Origin of the sequence: Micromonospora sp. HM134 (assembly GCF_007833915.1) — a bacterium.
In the GTDB taxonomy this organism is placed as follows: Bacteria; Actinomycetota; Actinomycetes; order Mycobacteriales; family Micromonosporaceae; genus Micromonospora; species Micromonospora wenchangensis.
This window is the reverse complement of the sequence record NZ_CP041061.1, coordinates 2,998,574-3,014,764: the sequence shown is the minus strand read 5'-3', so window position 1 is coordinate 3,014,764 and position 16,191 is coordinate 2,998,574. Positions and strand designations below refer to the sequence as shown.

The window sequence follows — 16,191 nt, the reverse complement described above, 5'->3', positions numbered from 1 at the left end:
TAGGCTTGCAATGTTGTCTCACCTGACAGGATGCACCTTGTGGAGTAGTCGACCGGGAGCAACGAGTGACCGTCGTCGCCGGGGCGTCACGGGCCGTCGGGGTGCCCCGGCGGGGACCGGGCCGAGCGGGACGACGGACGGGCCGCAGGACCGGCGCACACACGGCCGGCCGGTGCGACCGCCCGTCTCGGGGCGGTCACACCGGCCGGTGGGATGGTCGCGTCAGGAGACGGCGCAGCTGACCCCGTTGAGGGTGAAGGAGGCGGGTCGGCCGGTGTTGCCGGTGTGGGTGGCCTGGAAGCCGATGTCGGTGGACTCGCCGGCCGCCAGCGTCCCGTTGTACGAGACGTTGCGGGCGGAGACCTGACCGCTGGTGCCGGTGTAGGTGGCGTTCCAGCCGTTGGTGAGCGACTGCCCGGCGGGCAGGGTGAACGCCAGGGTCCACCCGTCGATCGCCGACGTGCCGCGGTTGGTGATGCGGATGCTGGCGGTGAAACCGTCGTTCCAGGAGTTCATCGTGTAGCCCACCGCGCAGTCGCCGGACTGGCCCGGCGGCGGCGTGGTCGGCGGCGGAGGCGTGGTGGGCGGCGGCGTCGTCGGGGGCGGGGTGGTGGGCGGCGTGGTCGGCGGCGTGGTGGCGAAGGTGATGTTCGAGACGTAGGAGTTGATGTTCCAGCTCGCGTCCGCGTCGGTCTGGCTGGTGACCGGCCGGCCCTGGACGGTGAAGTTGGTGAAGTGCACGCCGCTGATGTTGACCGTCGAGGATCGTCCGTGCAGGTTGACGACCTTCTTCACGTCCGAGGAGACGTTGGTGAAGTAGGCGTTGCGGATCGTCGAGGTGTTCTTCACCGTCCGCCAGGACGGCGGACGGTCCTCCTGGAGGTCGATCAGGCTGTCGGTCTGTTCGACCCGGACGTCCTCCCACCGGGTGTTGGACACGACGGCGGTGTCGACGGCGTCGATCACCATCGAGCGTCCCGCCTTCACCACGTCGATGTCGCGGAAGACGATCCCGTCCATGGACGTTCCCTCGGTCTTGGTGCCGATCTTCGCGCAGGCGGAGTTGCTGTAGCAGACGACGTGCTCGTGGACGACGTTCCTGGTGTTGACAATGCCGCTGGCGAACTCGTTCTTGGTCGCCATGTTGTCGTCGCCGGTGTAGAGGAACGCGTTCGACAGCAGGCTGTTGGTCGACTCGTCGAAGTCCACGCCGTCGGTGTTGTTGTACCCCGAGTTCGGCCGGCAGTTGATCAGCTTGTAGTTCCGGATGGTGACCCTGTCGCTGCGGTAGACGAGGGTGTTCCAGTAGCTGGAGTCGCGGACGGTGACGCCGTCGACCAGGATGTCGGAGCTTTCCTCGATCTTCAGCACGGCCAGGTTGATGCCCTGGGCCCGCAGGTACTTGCCGTTGCCGTCGATGACCCCACGGCCCAGCAGTTTCGCGTTGCGCACCTGGTACATCCGCAGCGAGGCGTGCTGCATGCCCTCGATGTTCACCCCGCCGCCGCCGGTGTTGAAGTCCGCCTTCTGGTTCGAGCCGTAGAGGACCGCGCCGGCGGCCAGGTAGAGGGTCATGTTGCTCTTCATCCACAGCTCACCGACCTGGTACCGGCCCGGCGGCACGTACAGGATGTTGCGGGTCGCCCCGGACGCGGCGTTGATGGCGCTCTGGATCTTGGAGGTGACCAGCGTCCCCCCGGTGTTGTCGACGCCGTAGTCGGCCAGGTTCGTGACGTCGGCGTCGCCCACCTGCGGCGCGTCCGCCTCGGGCGCGTCGATCAGGACGAACAGCAGTTCCTTGGCGTCGAACTGGACGATCAGGTAGTTGGGGCCGCTGGTGAAGCTGATGGTGTTGCCGCTGCGGGTGACGGCGAGCTTCCGGCTCTTGGGACTGACGGTGTACGCAGTGAAGCCCTCGGCGACGGTGACCGAGAACTGGGCGGTCCCCGCCGCCGCCATCGAGCAGTGCGCGTAGTGCACCTGCATCTCCGGGGCGTACTTGGTCATCTTCTCGACGAACAGCGGGGTGGCGTCCGCCGTGACGGTGTAGAGCGTGCTCTTCGTCGCGCCGCGCAGGGCGGGATCGGCGACGCAGCCGCCGACGGCCGCACCGGGCGAGTCGTTCGCGGCCGCCGCGGTCGCACCGTGGACCGGTGCCACCACTGCGCCCGTCGCGACACCACCGACGGCGAGGAGCGCGATCGTTGCCCAGATCGCGAGGCGTCTGTTCTTCATGGGGACCCTTCTCGGGGATGGACTGGGTTTCGCCCGGACGACTGCCCGCCGTAGGCGGGCCGGCACCGGCGCGACCGCCGGCCGTGGCGCGGGACCCGCGCTGGTCCCGACAGGCCCTTCCGTGTCGCTCGCCGCGCCGCCCTGTTTCCTCGCGGCGGGGACACGGAGCCGAAAAGGGCCGCGTCAAGAAACATTTCCACGGCGGACACTACGCATGACATGCATTTCCGTCAATATAAGGCAAGGCGGTGGCTGGAAACTATCGGGACATCATTTGAAACTTTCCAGTCGACCGAGCTGATACCGGCGGCGGGTCGGGCCCGCGAGGTGCGCGACCGTGAACCGCTGCCCGACCCGACGCACACCCACGGTCACCGCGTCGGGCCGTACCCGCACCGGGTGACGACCTCCGTTCGACATCGGCTATTGACGTCGCCGTAACAGGGGGCTTAGCGTCTGTCGAACCGCTTCGTCGAACCGCTTCGACGATCATCCACGTGCGGTTCGACGCTGCCCGGGGAGGTGCGCGATGGCCACCATGCACGACGTCGCCCGCCTGGCGCAGGTCTCGGTCAGCACCGTGTCCTACGTCCTCACCGGGGCCCGGCCGATCTCCCAGGCCACCCGGGCCAAGGTGCTCGCCGCCATGGCCCAGCTCGACTACCAGCCCAACGCGATGGCCCGCGGCCTGGCCAGCCGGCGCAGCCGGATCCTGGGCCTGCTGCTGCCGATGGACGAGCGCGGGCTCGGCGCGACCGAGGCGGCGTTCGTCACCGGGGCCGCCGCGGCGGCCAGCGCCGTCGGCTACCACCTGGTGCTGTCGCCGGTCGGTGGGGGCGGCGACCTCGACGAGCTGCGCCGGCTGGCCAGCCAGCGGATGTTCGACGGGGTCGTGCTGATGGAGGTGCAGCTCGCCGACGAGCGGGTCGACGCGCTCCAGCAGGCCGGGGTCCCGCTGGTGCTGATCGGGCGGACCGGGGACACCGACGGGCTCTCCTACGTCGACATCGACTTCGAGCAGACCGTGCGGGAGGCGGTGGCGCACCTGGTCGGCCTGGGCCACCGGCAGATCGTCTACGTCAACCACTCGGCCGAGACCCTGGCCAGCGGCTACGGGCCGGCGCTGCGTACCCGGGACGCCTTCGTCACGGCGATGACCGGCCACGGCCTGGAGCCGGTCATGATCCCGGCGCAGGACAGCGCCGCCGGTGGGCGGGCCGCGCTGGCCGCCGCCGTCGCGCGGGCGCCGGGCCTGACGGCCGTGCTGGCCATGAACGAGACGGCGATCTTCGGCATCCTCGGCGAGCTGACCGCGCGGGGGCTGACCGTGCCCGACGACGTGTCGGTCGTCTCGATGGTCACCTCGCCGCAGGTCGCCGAGCTGGCCACCCCGGCGCTGACCGCGATGACGTCGCCCGGGTCGGCGATGGGCCGGATCGCGATCGAGGCGCTGGTGCGCCACCTGGACGGGGCCGGTGACGAGCGCCACCAGCAGTTGCTGCCGTGCGCGCTGGAGATCCGGGGATCGACCGCAGCACCACGAAGCCGTCCCCCCGATGGGGGCTGACCAGGTAAAACGGCCCGCCGCCGCGCGGCAACGCGACGACGGACCCAGTGAAGTACCGGGCTCGATACTCAACGAGGAGGATAGCAATGCAGCGATTCCGCCGGATCGTCGCCGCGATCGCCCTGGCGGCCACCGCGACGACCACCGTGGCCGCGTGCGGCGGCGACGACAGCGGTGACGACAGCGGGGCCAAGACCCTCAAGCTCTGGCACTACGAGGGCGAGAACAGCGCGATGGGGGTCGGCTGGGCCAAGGCCATCGAGATCTTCAAGACCGAACACCCGGGCGTCGAGGTGCGCTTCGAGCGCAAGGCGTTCGAGCAGATCCAGCAGAACGCAGGCATGATCATCAACTCGTCCGAGGGCCCGGACATCATGGAGTACAACAAGGGCAACGCGACGGCCGGCCTGCTGTCGTCCCAGGGCCTGCTCACCGACCTCAGCGGCGAGGCGGACAAGCGCGGCTGGGCCGGCAAGCTCAGCCCCAGCCTGCAGACCACCGCCCGGTACAGCGACAAGGGCGTGATGGGGTCGGGCAACTGGTTCGGCGTGCCGAACTACGGCGAGTACGTCACGGTCTACTACAACAAGGACCTGTTCGACCGTAACGGCGTCACGGTGCCCACCACCATGGCGGAGCTGACCGCCGCGATGGACACCTTCGTCGGCAAGGGCATCACCCCGCTGGGCATGGCCGGCGCCGAGTACCCGGCCGGGCAGCTGTTCTACCAGCTGGCCCTGTCGAAGGCCGACCGGCAGTTCGTCGACGACTACCAGCTCTACAAGAACCCGGTCGACTTCCGCGCCGACCCGCTGAAGTACGGCGCGGACACCTTCGCCGACTGGGTGAAGAAGGGTTACGTGGCCAAGGACTCGGCGAGCCTCAAGGCCGAGGACATGGGCACCGCGTTCATCGCGGGCAAGACCCCGATGATCGTCTCGGGGAGCTGGTGGTACGGCCGGTTCAAGGCCGAGATGAAGGCCAACTGGGACACCTTCCTGTTCCCGGGCAACACCCTCAACGCCGGCTCGTCCGGCAACCTCTGGGTCGTCCCGACCAACAGCAAGGCCAAGAGCCTGGCGTACGACTTCATCGACATCACCCTGCGTCCGGAGATCCAGGACCTGATCGGCAACAACGGTGGCATCCCGGTGGCCGGCGACCCCGCGAAGATCGCCGATCCGAAGGACCGCAAGCTGATCGAGGACTTCAACACGGTCAGCAAGCAGGACGGTCTGGCCTTCTACCCGGACTGGCCGGTGCCCGGCTACTACGACGTGCTGGTCGGCGGGTTCCAGGCGCTGATCAACGGGTCGAAGTCCCCCGACCAGGTGCTCGACACGATCGCCAAGCCGTACGCCGACGGCGTCAAGGAGATCACCGGCAAGTGACACGGCGAGCGGCGGGCGCGACCGGCACCACCGGCGCGCCCGCCCACCCCCGCCGGGAAGGATCCTCCATGACAGTCCCCGACACCGTCGCCGGCACCCCACCGGCGACGACCCCCACCCCCTCCCCCGCGCCCCCACCCCGCCGCCGACGCGACGGACGCGACGCGGCGTACTGGCTCTACCTGCTCCCCGGGGCGGTGCTGTTCGTCCTGGTGATCGGCGTGCCGCTGGTCGGCACCGGCTACCTGTCGCTGACCCGGTGGTCGGGCGTCGGCGACCCCACCTTCGTCGGGCTGGACAACTACCGGCAGCTGCTGGACGACGACGTGTTCTGGGCGTCGTTCCGCAACACGGTGGCGATGATCGTCGCGATGGTGGTGGTGCCGACGCTGCTCGGGCTGCTGCTCGCCTCGGTGCTCTTCGACGTCATCGGGCGTCGGTTCCGGCCCCGGACGGCGGCGGCCCTGCGGGCCGCGTTCTACCTGCCGCAGGTGCTGCCCGTGGTGGTGGCCGGCATCGTGTGGGGCTGGATCCTGCGCCCCGACGGCGCGTTCAACAGTGTGCTCGACGCGGTCGGTCTCGGCGCGCTGCGCCACGACTGGTTGGGCGACCCGGACACCGCGCTGCCGGCGGTGATGGCGGTGATGATCTGGGTGCAGATCGGCTACCCGGTGGTCGTGTTCATGGCGGCGTTGCAGCGGGTCGACCCGGAACTGTACGAGGCGGCCGAGGTCGACGGGGCGAACTGGCTGCACCGGTTCCGGGCGATCACCCTGCCGCAGATCCGGCCGGAGACCTTCGTGGTGGCCCTGACCTGCACGATCGCCGCGCTGAAGGTGTTCGGGCCGATCTTCGCGCTGACCCGGGGCGGGCCGGAGAACGCCACCAACGTGCCGTCGTACTTCGCGTACTACACGTTCTTCAAGAAGCTCCAGGTCGGTTACGGCTCGGCGATCTCCACCGTGCTGACGGCGATCATCGTGGTGGTGGCCGTGGTCTTCATCGCCGTGCAGGCCCGCAGCGAGCGCCGGGAACGGGGGCGCTGAGATGGCCGTCACGACGACCGGGATCCCGGTCCGCCGGAAGGTGCGCGACCGGCACCACCGGGGCGTCAGCCGCTGGGTGGTGCTCGCCGGGGTCACCGCGGGCGCGCTGGTCATGCTGGTGCCGTTCGCGTTCATGCTGCTCAATGCGTTCAAGTCGCCGGGCGACTACTCGTCGGGCGGCCCGCTGAGCTGGCCGTCGGAGTTCTACACCACGGGGCTGCGGACGTACTGGTCGGAGGTGAACTTTCCGCTCAAGCTGTGGAACTCGGCGCTCATCGCCGGGTCGGTGGCGGTGCTCGGCGTCGTTGTGTCGCTGCTCAACGCGTACGCCCTGGGCATCGGCCGGGTCCGGGGGCGGCTGTGGATCGTCGGGGTGTTCCTGCTGGCCAACATGCTGCCGCAGGAGGCGTTGATCTACCCGCTGTACTACGTCGCCAAGGAGATCGGCCTCTACAACACCCGGCTGTCGGTGATCATCATCTTCACCGTCATCCAGAGCGCGTTCGGCACGTACCTGCTCGCCTCGGTGCTGGGCACGTTCCCCCGGGCGCTGCTGGAGGCCGCCGCGCTGGACGGTGCCGGCAGGTGGACGGTGCTGTGGCGGGTGGTCTTTCCCAACCTGCGGCCCACCCTCGCCGTCCTGCTCATCTTCTTCTTCATCTGGACCTGGAACGAGTTCCTCATCCCGCTGGTCATGCTGATCGACAACCAGACCCAGACCATCCCGGTCGCGCTCGCATCGTTGCAGGGTGACCGCCTGATGGACGCCCCCACCACCAACGCCGGCGCGTTGATCAGCCTGGTGCCGGCCATCCTGTTCTTCCTCATCTTCCAGCGCACCCTGGCGCGCGGCATCACGGCAGGAGCCGAGAAGTGAAGTTCACCGACGGGTACTGGCAACTGCGCCCGGGGGTCAGCGTGCTGCGCCCCGGCACTGTCGAATCGGTCGAACCGGACGACCGCGGCTTCACCGTGTTCGCGCCGGCCGGTCAGATCAACGGCCGGGGCGACACGCTCAACCGGCCGGTCGTCACCGTCCGGTTCTTCTCCCCCGCGCCCGGCGTCGTCGGGGTCACCATCGGCCACCACAGCGGCGGGCTGCCCCGCGAACCCCGCTTCGGGCTGGACACCGACGACACGCACCCGGTCACCGTCGACATCACCGGGATCAGCGCGTCGCTGACCACCGGCGAGCTGACTGTCCGGGTCGCGCTGATCGACGGCTGGCGGGTCGAGTTCAAGCACGGCGACCGGCTGGTCACCGCGTCCACCGGGCGTAGCGTCGGCATCGTCACCGACGGCGAGGGCCGCCGGTACGTGCACGAACGGCTCGCCCTCGGCGTCGGCGAGACGGTGTACGGGCTGGGCGAGCGGTTCGGCCCGTTCGTCAAGAACGGGCAGACCGTCGACGTGTGGAACGCCGACGGCGGCACCGCCAGCGAGCAGGCGTACAAGAACGTGCCGTTCTATCTGAGCAGCGCCGGCTACGGGGTGTTCGTGGACCACCCGGAGCACGTGTCGTTCGAGGTCGGCTCGGAGGTCGTCGCGCAGACCCAGTTCAGCGTCGAGGGTCAGTCGCTGACCTACCACGTCATCGACGGGCCCACCCCGAAGGACGTGCTGCGCCGCTACACGGCGCTGACCGGCCGGCCGGCCCGGGTGCCCGCCTGGTCGTACGGGCTGTGGCTGTCCACGTCGTTCACCACGTCGTACGACGAGAAGACGGTGACCGAGTTCGTCGACGGGATGGCCGAGCGGGACCTGCCGCTGTCGGTGTTCCACTTCGACTGCTTCTGGATGCGCCAGTTCCACTGGGTGGACTTCGTGTGGGACCCGGCGACCTTCCCCGACCCGGAGGGGATGCTGCGCCGGCTGCACGAGCGGGGCCTGAAGGTGTGCGTGTGGATCAACCCGTACATCGCGCAGCGCTCGTACCTGTTCGAGGAGGGCCGCCAGGCCGGCTACCTGGTGCGCAGCCCGGACGGGTCGGTGTGGCAGTGGGACAAGTGGCAGGCCGGCATGGCGCTCGTCGACTTCACCAACCCCGACGCGCTGGCCTGGTTCACCGGCAAGCTCCGGGCGCTGCTGGACATGGGCGTCGACTGTTTCAAGACCGACTTCGGGGAGCGCATCCCGACCGACGTGGTGTGGCACGACGGATCGGACCCGCAGCGGATGCACAACTACTACTCCTACCTCTACAACAAGGCGGTCTTCGAACTGCTGGAGGCCGAACGGGGCGAGGGCGAGGCGGTGCTGTTCGCCCGTTCGGCCACCGCCGGCGGCCAGCAGTTCCCGGTGCACTGGGGTGGTGACTGCGAGTCGACGTTCGTCGCGATGGCCGAGTCGCTGCGCGGCGGGCTGTCCCTGGCGTCGTCCGGCTTCGGCTACTGGAGTCACGACATCGGCGGTTTCGAGGGCACCCCCGACCCGGCGGTGTTCAAGCGGTGGATCGCGTTCGGCCTGCTCTCCTCGCACTCGCGGCTGCACGGCTCCGGCTCGTACCGGGTGCCGTGGGCCTACGACGAGCAGGCGGTGGACGTGCTGCGCCACTTCACCCGGCTCAAGCTCGGTCTCATGCCGTACCTGGCGGCGACCGCCGAGGAGGCGCACCGCGACGGCGTCCCGATGATGCGTCCGATGATCGTGGAGTTCCCGGACGACCCGGCCGTGGCGCACCTCGACCGGCAGTACATGCTCGGGCCGGACGTGCTGGTCGCGCCGGTGCTCAGCGCCGACGGGCAGGTCACCTTCTACGTGCCCGCCGGCACCTGGACCCACCTGGTCACCGGGGCGCAGCTCACCGGCCCGGCGTGGGTGACCGAGAAACACGGGTACGACAGCCTGCCGGTGCTCGCCCGGCCCGGCGCGGTCATCGGGTTCGGGGCACGCTGCGACCGGCCCGACTACGCCTGGGCCGACGGGGTGGAGCTGCGGCTCTACGCCCCGGCGGAGGGGCAACGGCAGCCGGTGCGCATCCCGTCGCCCGACGGGGGGCCGGGGACGCAGTTCGAGGTGGGGTTCCGGGGCGGGGTGGCGACCGCCGAACTGGTGGCGGGCGAGTCGTCGGCGTACCACTGCGTGGTGGTCGGCGCGGAGAGGGCGGGACGATGACGGCACGTAGTTTCCCGGAGAGCTTCGTCTGGGGGTCGGCGACGGCGGCGTACCAGATCGAGGGCGCGGCCACCGAGGACGGTCGAGGTCCGTCCATCTGGGACACCTACAGCCACACCCCCGGGCGGACGTTGAACGGCGACACCGGTGACGTGGCCGCCGACCACTACCACCGGTGGCCGCAGGATCTGGACCACCTCGCCGAGCTGGGGCTGGGCGCGTACCGTTTCTCGATCTCCTGGCCCCGGGTGCAGCCGGGCGGTTCCGGCCGGTTCAACCCCGCCGGCCTCGACTTCTACGCCCGGCTGGTCGACGGCCTGCTGGAACGCGGCATCCGGCCGGTGGCGACCATGTACCACTGGGACCTGCCGCAGGAGTTGGAGGACGCCGGCGGGTGGCCGGCGCGGGACACGGCGCTGCGTTTCGAGGAGTACGCGGCGGGGATCGTCGCGGCCCTCGGCGACCGGGTGCACACCTGGACCACGCTCAACGAGCCGTGGTGCTCGGCATATCTGGGGTACGGCTCCGGGGTGCACGCGCCCGGTCGGACGGAGCCGGCGGCGGCGCTGGCGGCGGTGCACCACCTGAACCTGGCGCACGGTCTGGCCGGGCGGGTGGTGCGGGAGCTGACGCCGAGCGCCGAGCTGTCGGTGACGTTGAACCTGCACGTCGTACGGGGTGCGTCCGACTCGGCCGCCGACGCCGACGCGGTCCGGCGGATCGACGCGCTGGCGAACCGGGCGTTCCTCGGCCCGATGCTGGACGGGGCGTACCCGGCGGACCTGCTGGCCGACACCGCCGCCGTCACCGACTGGTCGTTCGTGCGCTCCGGCGACGAGAAGCTGATCGCGGTGCCGCTGGACGTGCTCGGGGTGAACTACTACTCCAGCACCCTGGTCCGTGCCTGGGACGGACACTCGGCCCGGTCCGCCGCCGACGGGCACGGCGCGTCGGCCCACTCGCCGTGGGTGGGTGCCGACGACGTCGACTTCCTGCCGCAGCCCGGCCCGTACACGGCGATGGGGTGGAACATCGACCCGCCGGCCCTGACCGAGCTGCTGCTGCGGCTGCGGCACGACCACCCGGGCCAGCCGTTGATGATCACCGAGAACGGCGCGGCGTTCGACGACGTGGTGTCGGCCGACGGGCGGGTCCACGACGACCGGCGGATCGACTACCTGCGCCGGCACATCGGCGCGGTGGCCGACGCCCGCGCGCAGGGCGTGGACGTGCGGGGGTACTTCGTCTGGTCGCTGCTGGACAACTTCGAGTGGGGCTACGGCTACGACCGTCGGTTCGGCATCATCCGGGTCGACTACGACACGCAGGAGCGCCGTTGGAAGGACAGCGCCCACTGGTACCGCCGGCTGGTCGCCACCGGCCGGTTGGACGGGTAGCCCAGCGGTCGGCGCGTGCCTGCCGCCCGGTGGGCCCTCGGGTTGCCCTGGCCGTCCGGCCAGGGCAACCGTCGTCGGCTATGCGGCCGGGCAGCCGGCTCCCCCGCCCCGGCCCGCGTTCACCGGCGCGCCGCGCGGACCCGTTCGAGGCCGAGCTGCGGGCTGGTGACGAGGCGGTAGTCGGCCGACTCCGCGTCGGAGAGGGGATCGCCCCGGACCGGGGTGAAGTCGGGTCCGACGGAGTCGGGTGCGTGCACCACCTGCAGCTGCGCCCGCACCGCTTCCTCCCGCAGCCGGTCGGTGATGACGCGGGTGGACGAGTCGGCCGCCTCCCGCAGGTCGGACAGACCACCGATGATCTCCGCGAAGGACCGGGGGGAGACGTCGTCGTCCGGCTGCGCGGACTGCTCGTCGCCGATCAACCGGTCCGAGGTGCGGAAGAAGCCGTCCTTGCCCAGGTAGCGCTCGTACATGATGGTCACCAGCGCGAAGAGGCGCATGTACGCGCGCCGGTAGGCGAATTCGAAGAACCGCAGGGCCTCCGTCTCGCCGACCTCGCCCCGGTCCATCGACGCGACGCACGCGGCGGCGGTCAACGCGCTGTAGAGCGCGAGGTGCACACCGGTGGACAGCAGCGGGTCCAGGAAGCACGCCGCGTCACCCACGATCGCGTAACCCGGCCCGCAGAACTGGTCCGCGATGTACGAGTAGTCGGTCTCGACCCTCGTCACGCCGAGGAACTCCGCCCCCGCGGTCAGGCCGGCGATGGTGGGCGAGGCCGCGATGAGGTGCCGGTACAGCTCGTCCGACGACGGGTGCTCGTGACGGTCACGCGCGAAGGCGTCCTTGGTGGTGACGTAGCCGATGCTCATCCGCCCGCCGGCCATCGGGATCACCCAGTACCAGCCCTCCGGCGAGGAGATGATGTTGATGCCGCCGGACGGCGTCTCGGGCAGCAGCGTGGCACCGGTCCAGTAGCCCCAGATGCCGACGTTGCGCAGGTTGTTCAGCGGCTCGCGGTTGCCGAAGTGCCGGGTGCTGAGCAGCCCGTTACGCCCGCTGGCGTCGACCAGGAAGTCGAAGTCGTCGATGGTGAACGGCTCGCCGTCGTCCGGGGCGCATTCCACGGCGACCGGGCGGCCGTCGGCGAACCGCACCGACCGGCCGGTGACACCGGTGGTGACGGCGACCCCGTTGTGCCGGGCGTGCTCCAGCAGCAGCGCGTCGAACTCGCTGCGGTCCACCTGCCACGACTGCACCCCGGACTGCGCCTGCCAGTCGAACGCCCACTGGTCGTCGTCCCAGTGGATCACGCCTCCGTTCTTCTTCACGAAGCCGTGGTCGTCGAGCGTCTTCGACATGCCGATGACGTCCAGCACCACCCGGCACGACGGCGTGAGCGACTCACCCACGTGGTATCGCGGGAAGTGGGCGCTCTCGATGAGCCGCACGTCGAGGCCGGCCTGGGCCATCGCCGTTGCCGCGGTGCTCCCGGCCGGGCCGCCACCGATTACGAGGACCTTCATGTCTTCTGCCACCTTGCCGTTCTGGCCGTAGCCACGCAGGGATGGTGCACGACGACGCGCGTTTCCACGGCGGCCACCGGGGCCACCGCCGGAATCAGGGGGTGGTGCCGGTCATGGTCGGATCCGGCAGGCGTGTGCCGTGGGTACCGTATCGACGGTCGTGCGCCGCACGGGTCGAATCCGATGACGAACGAAGCAGCACAAGCATCCCCATCCTCGCACGAATGAGATAGACGATCGTACATGAAGATCGGTGTGGGCACCGCTACTCTCCGTGGGTCGGCGTGCTGCGGCGGTGGGCCGGAGCAGCCACCCTTCCGGCGGCCGTACTAGGGTGCTTTCCGGGGCAAAGTGTCCAGGTGGTCGAGGGGGTCCGATGCGGCAGGCCAAACGGCTGAAGAGTGTCCGGTACGACATCCGGGGGCCGGTGCTGCGGCGGGCACAGGAGATGGAGGCCGCCGGCCACCGGATCCTCAAGCTGAACCTGGGCAACCCGGCGCCCTGGGGACTGGCCACGCCCGGGCCGATCGTCGCCGACGTGGTGCAGAACCTCGTCGAGGCGCAGGGGTACAGCGACGCCCGGGGCATCTACTCGGCGCGGGTCGCCGTCGCCCAGCGGTACCAGAACCTCGGCGTGACCGGCGTCCAACCGGACGACGTGCTGCTCGGCAACGGGGTCTCCGAGCTGATCATGATGGTGTTGCAGGCGCTGCTCGACTCCGGCGACGAGGTGCTGGTGCCCAGCCCGGACTACCCGCTCTGGACCGCCGCGGTGAACCTGTGCGGCGGGCAGGCCGTGCACTACCGCTGCGACGAGAGCGCCGGCTGGCAGCCCGACCTGGAACACCTGGCCGCCCGGATCACCGAACGCACCCGCGCCCTCGTGGTGATCAACCCGAACAACCCGACCGGCGCGGTGTACTCGGAGCAGACCCTGCTCGGCATGATCGAACTGGCCCGCCGGCACGGCCTGCTGATCTTCGCCGACGAGATCTACGACCGGATCGTCTACGACGGCGCCACCCACCACACGCTCGCGGCGCTCGCGCCGGACGTGCCGGTGGTCAGCATGGGCGGCCTGTCGAAGGTCTACCGGGCCGCCGGCTTCCGCTCCGGCTGGCTCGCCACCAGCGGATTCACCGGCACCGACACGGACTACGTGAACGGGCTGCAACTGCTGGCCAACCTCCGGGTCTGCCCGAACGTGCCGGCCCAGCACGCCATCCAGACCGCGCTCGGCGGCTACCAGAGCATCGACGAGCTGATCCGGCCCGGCGGGCGGCTGCTGGAACAGCGCGACCACGCCTGGCGCGAGCTCGTCGCGATCCCCGGCGTCGACTGCGTCAAGCCGGAGGGCGCGCTCTACCTCTTCGCCCGTCTCGACCCGGCCGTTCACAAGATCCACGACGACGAGAAGCTCGTGATCGACCTGCTGGAGCAGCAGCATCTGTTGATCTCGCACGGCACCGGCTTCAACATCGACACCCCCGACCACCTGCGCATGGTCTTCCTGGCCCCGACCGACGTCCTCGACGACGCGATCGGCCGCGTCCGCACCTTCCTGTCCACCTACCGGCAGTAGGAGGGAGCCGGCTACCAGCTCACGACCAGCCTGCTGAGGCCGTAGAAGACGTGCGACGGGCGGAACACCACCCCGTCCGGCTCGATCCGCAGGTCGGGGAAGCGACGCAGCAGCGCGGGCAGCCCGACCCGGAGTTCCGTCCGGGCCAGCGGCGCGCCGATGCAGTGGTGCACGCCGTGACCGAACGCGAGATGCCCCACGGCGCCGCGCCCGATGTCCAGCTCGTCGGGGCGGTCGACGGCGGCCGGGTCCCGGTTCGCGGCCGGCAGCGACAGCAGCACCAGGTCACCGGCGGGGATACGCACGCCCCCGAACTCGGTGTCCGCGCGGACCAGCCGGGGCACCCCGGCCTGCACCACGCTCAGCCACCGCAGCAGTTCCTCCACGGCCGGCGTCACCGCCGCCGGGTCGTCGCGTACCCGGGCGAGTTGCGCCGGGTGGCGCAACAGGGCCAGGGTGCCGAGGGCGAGCATGTTGGCGGTCGTCTCGTGGCCGGCGAGCAGCAGGAAGTTGGCCAGGCCGGCGAGTTCGGCGTGGGTGAGGTCGTGGCCGTGCTCGCGGATCAGCATGCCGATCATGTCGTCGCCGGGGGCGAGCCGGGCGCGCCGCACCAGATCCGACATGTAGTCACGCAGCCCGCGGCCCACCCGCAACCGCTCCCGGACCGGCACCGAGACGTCGATGAGGCGGTTCGTCTGCGCGTTGAAGTCGGCCCGGTCGGCGGCCGGCACGCCGAGCAGTTCGCAGATCACCAGGGAGGGCACCGGCAGGGCGTACCCGGCGACGAGATCCGCCGGTGACCCCCTGCCCGCCATCTCCGCCAGTTGCCGGTCGACGATGCGTCGCACCCGGGGCTCCAGGGCACGCATCCGCCGCAGGGTGAACTCCCCGGTCAGGGTCCGGCGAAGCCGGGTGTGCTCCGGCGGGTCCACGCCGAGCAGGTTGCCGAAGCGCAGCGGTGCGCGTTCGTCGTCGGTGAGGTCGTCCAACCCGGGCAGCGGCGGCATGGCCGACGGGTCGTTGCTGAACCGCGCCGAGTCGGCCAGCACCGTGCGCACGTCGTCGTGCCGGGTCAGCAACCAGGCGGTCAGGCCGAACGGGGTGGTGACCCGTTCGACGACCCCGGCGTCGCGGAGCCGGCCGAGGTCGGGTGCCGGGGTGAAGCCGGCGCGGCGCAGGTAGACGGGAACCTCCGGCGCGGCGGCGGTGCCGACGGTCATCAGCGGGTCCTCTGCAACACCGTGACCGCCATCTCCGCGAGGTGGCGTTTGGCCAGGTCGGTGGCGTCGCTGGCGGCGAGCACCGCCAGCGCGCGTTCCCCGCGCACCGATATCTGCTCCTCGACCCGGGCCACCGCGCCGACGTCGACGAGGATGGCCCGCACCCGGTCGAGTTCGTCGGCGGTGAGGTCGGTGCCGATCTTCGTCCGCAGGTAGTCCGCCGCCGCGGCGTCGCGGGCGTCGGCGAGGGTGAGGGCGGTGGCCAACAGCACCGTCCGCTTGCCCTCACGAAGGTCGTCACCTGACGGTTTGCCCGTCACCGTGGGATCGCCGAAGACCCCGAGGAGATCGTCGCGGAGCTGGAACGCGATGCCGATGTCGACGCCGTACGAGCCGTAGGCCGCGGAGAGTGCGGGATCGGCGTCCGCGATGGCCCCGCCGAACTGCAACGGTCGCTGCACCGTGTACGACGCCGTCTTGTACCGGTCGACCCGCAGCGCCGACTCGACGTCCTCGTCGTCGCCGGCCTGGGTGATCAGGTCGAGCAGTTGGCCGTACATCACCTCGGCGCGGGCCGCCGACCACACCGGCGCGACCCGGATCTGCGCGTCCGCCGGCAGCCCGGAGTCACCGACCAGCGCGTCGGCCCAGATCAGAGCCAGGTCCCCGACCACGATCGCGGTGCCCACGCCGAACGCGGCGGGGTCGCCGGAGAAGCGCCGGGCGCGGTGCCGCTCGGCGAACGCCACGTGCGCCGAGGGGTGGCCGCGACGCGTCAGGGAGGCGTCGATGATGTCGTCGTGGATCAGCCCGGCGGCGTGCAGCAGCTCGAACGCCGCGCCGGCCCGCAGCACCGCGTGTGCCCGTGGGCCACCCGGGTCGCCGCCGGCGCCCAGCCAGCCCAGCCAGACGAAGACCGGCCGGATCCGCTTGCCGCCGCGCAGCACGAAGCTCTCCAGTTCGGCGACGGTCGCCGCGAAGTCCGGACCGAACGCCTCGGCCTCGCCCCGGCGGCCGGCGAAGAAGTCGCCGAGGGCGGCGTCGATGGCGGCCACGTCCACGGCCCCGGTGGCCTGGGTGACGGTCATCCCCTGCTCCCCCGTTCCCCGTCGG

At 70.6% G+C, this 16,191-nt stretch carries 11 protein-coding genes; 7 read left to right on the top strand and 4 right to left on the bottom strand.

Annotation, left to right across the window (positions count from 1 at the left end):
- Positions 1-222: 222 nt before the first annotated feature.
- Positions 223-2,235: a cellulose binding domain-containing protein gene (locus FJK98_RS34825; RefSeq protein ID WP_145919281.1), complete on the bottom strand. Its 2,013-nt coding sequence runs from the start codon at positions 2,233-2,235 to the stop codon at positions 223-225.
- Positions 2,236-2,764: 529 nt separating this feature from the next.
- Here FJK98_RS34825 and FJK98_RS13225 point away from each other — a divergent pair.
- The 6 genes from FJK98_RS13225 to FJK98_RS13200 all read left to right on the top strand — a co-directional run bounded on the left by FJK98_RS13225 (position 2,765) and on the right by FJK98_RS13200 (position 10,750).
- Positions 2,765-3,802, top strand: a complete 1,038-nt coding sequence (locus FJK98_RS13225) for a LacI family DNA-binding transcriptional regulator (protein WP_145919280.1) — start codon at positions 2,765-2,767, stop codon at positions 3,800-3,802.
- A gap of 86 nt (positions 3,803-3,888) precedes the next feature.
- A complete protein-coding gene (locus tag FJK98_RS13220) occupies positions 3,889-5,193 on the top strand; it encodes an ABC transporter substrate-binding protein (protein WP_145919279.1) in 1,305 nt (434 codons plus the stop codon).
- 68 nt (positions 5,194-5,261) lie between these two features.
- Positions 5,262-6,239 (top strand): carbohydrate ABC transporter permease, encoded by a 978-nt coding sequence (locus tag FJK98_RS13215; protein WP_145919278.1) that lies wholly within the window; start codon positions 5,262-5,264, stop codon positions 6,237-6,239.
- A gap of 1 nt (position 6,240) precedes the next feature.
- Positions 6,241-7,116, top strand: coding sequence for a carbohydrate ABC transporter permease (locus tag FJK98_RS13210; RefSeq protein ID WP_145919277.1), 876 nt, complete (start codon positions 6,241-6,243; stop codon positions 7,114-7,116).
- Entirely contained in the window at positions 7,113-9,353 is a 2,241-nt protein-coding gene (yicI, locus tag FJK98_RS13205; RefSeq protein ID WP_145919276.1) for an alpha-xylosidase, read from the top strand. Before FJK98_RS13210 ends, yicI begins: the two co-directional genes overlap by 4 nt.
- Positions 9,350-10,750: a GH1 family beta-glucosidase gene (locus FJK98_RS13200; protein ID WP_145919275.1), complete on the top strand. Its 1,401-nt coding sequence runs from the start codon at positions 9,350-9,352 to the stop codon at positions 10,748-10,750. Before yicI ends, FJK98_RS13200 begins: the two co-directional genes overlap by 4 nt.
- Positions 10,751-10,869: 119 nt before the next feature.
- Here the strand turns inward: FJK98_RS13200 and FJK98_RS13195 are convergent, their stop codons facing one another.
- Positions 10,870-12,276, bottom strand: a complete 1,407-nt coding sequence (locus FJK98_RS13195; protein ID WP_145919274.1) for an NAD(P)/FAD-dependent oxidoreductase — start codon at positions 12,274-12,276, stop codon at positions 10,870-10,872.
- Between the two features lie 376 nt (positions 12,277-12,652).
- On the opposite strand from FJK98_RS13195, the gene FJK98_RS13190 reads away from it, so the two are divergent.
- Positions 12,653-13,858 carry a pyridoxal phosphate-dependent aminotransferase gene (locus tag FJK98_RS13190; protein ID WP_145919273.1) on the top strand — a complete coding sequence of 402 codons (1,206 nt, stop codon included), beginning with the start codon at positions 12,653-12,655 and terminating at the stop codon, positions 13,856-13,858.
- 11 nt (positions 13,859-13,869) lie between these two features.
- Here FJK98_RS13190 and FJK98_RS13185 read toward each other — a convergent pair whose 3' ends face one another.
- Both FJK98_RS13185 and FJK98_RS13180 read right to left on the bottom strand, forming a co-directional pair.
- Positions 13,870-15,078 carry a cytochrome P450 gene (locus FJK98_RS13185; protein WP_145919272.1) on the bottom strand — a complete coding sequence of 403 codons (1,209 nt, stop codon included), beginning with the start codon at positions 15,076-15,078 and terminating at the stop codon, positions 13,870-13,872.
- The gene (locus tag FJK98_RS13180; RefSeq protein WP_145919271.1) at positions 15,078-16,166 is read right to left on the bottom strand and encodes a polyprenyl synthetase family protein; all 1,089 of its coding nucleotides are present in this window, start codon (positions 16,164-16,166) and stop codon (positions 15,078-15,080) included. The genes FJK98_RS13185 and FJK98_RS13180 overlap by 1 nt, the downstream gene beginning before the upstream one ends.
- Positions 16,167-16,191: the final 25 nt, after the last annotated feature.